This is a genomic window from Micromonospora solifontis (assembly GCF_003725545.1).
Taxonomy (GTDB): domain Bacteria; phylum Actinomycetota; class Actinomycetes; order Mycobacteriales; family Micromonosporaceae; genus Micromonospora; species Micromonospora solifontis.
In genome coordinates, this window is the sequence record NZ_RJLN01000193.1 from 1 (window position 1) to 1200 (window position 1200).

General features: G+C 67.8%; 1 pseudogene. It reads left to right on the plus strand.

The features are described 5' to 3' along the window. Nucleotides 1-147: 147 nt before the first annotated feature. Nucleotides 148-1101 (plus strand): annotated as a pseudogene (locus EFE23_RS27805) (IS701 family transposase); the annotation flags it as partial. Nucleotides 1102-1200 lie beyond the last annotated feature (99 nt).

Consider the following 1200-nt stretch of genomic DNA (forward strand, 5'->3'; position numbering starts at 1 on the left):
CTAGTACGGCAGCCGCCATTAGCTGTCTGACCAGGGTGGACGCAGCGGGTGGGGTGGGTGAACGGGTGCAGCCGCCCTGATGATCATGTGTGTGTGAAGACAACAAGATCGAGGGCGGCTGCGGCTGCCAGGATAGCCGCTGGTCGGGTGCAGCGGTTGCGGGCCGGGCTGGTGGGGCGGCTGCGGTCGTGTTTCGTGCGGACGCAGACGTGGCAGCAGGCGACGAAGTACGTGTCCGCGGTGGCCAGTGACCTGCCGAGACGCAACGGGTGGACGATCGCCGAGTATGTCGGGGACCGGAGTCCGGATCGTGTGCAGCGGTTGTTGAACCGGGCGGTGTGGGACACGGATGCGGCGATGAGCGTGGTGCGCCGGTTCGTGGTCGACGAGTTGACCACCGCAGCCCGTCGGCGCCGCCGGGGGTTGGTGGTCGGGGCGTTGGACGAGACCGGCCAGCAGAAGCGGGGCACCGCCACGTGTGGGGTGAAGCGGCAGTACATGGGCTGCGCGGGCCGGGTGGACAACGGCATCAACACGGTGCACCTGTCGTACGTGCGCGAGGGCGTCGGGCACGCGTTGATCGGTGCTCGGCAGTGGATTCCGGCCGAGCAGATTGACGACGTGGATACCGCCGCCGCGATGGGGCTACCGGCTGGTCTGCGGTTCGGCACGAAGGGGCATCTGGCGATCGACATCTGCGCCGACGCGTACGCCGACGGGGTGCGCTTTGACGTGATCTGCGGGGATGAGGTCTACGGCGGCTGCACCCAGTTGCGGGAGTTCTTCGAGCAGCGGGAGCAGGCGTACGTGCTGCGGGTGGCCTGCACTTTCATGATCGAGTCGGGTGCTCGGGTGCGGTTGACCTGCCAGCAAGCCGTGCAGCAACTGGTTGGCCGGGATCAGTGGGAGGTGCGTAGCGCCGGGACCGGGTCGAAGGGGCAGCGGTGGTACGCGTGGGCGCAGATCGCCACCGCCAGTCCCCACCATGTGCTGTTGGTACGCCGGCACCTGGGCACCGGTGAGCTGGCGTTCCACTACTGCTACCAGCCACAGGGGCAACGCGCCGGGGTGACCAGGCTGATCCGCGCTGCGGGGCTGCGCCAGGGCTATTGCGTAAATCTGGTGACGCTATGTGATGGCGTCGATGAGTTGGGTTGATCTCGGTTGGCGGTGCGGGTCGCGGCGGCGATGTTCGTGGCA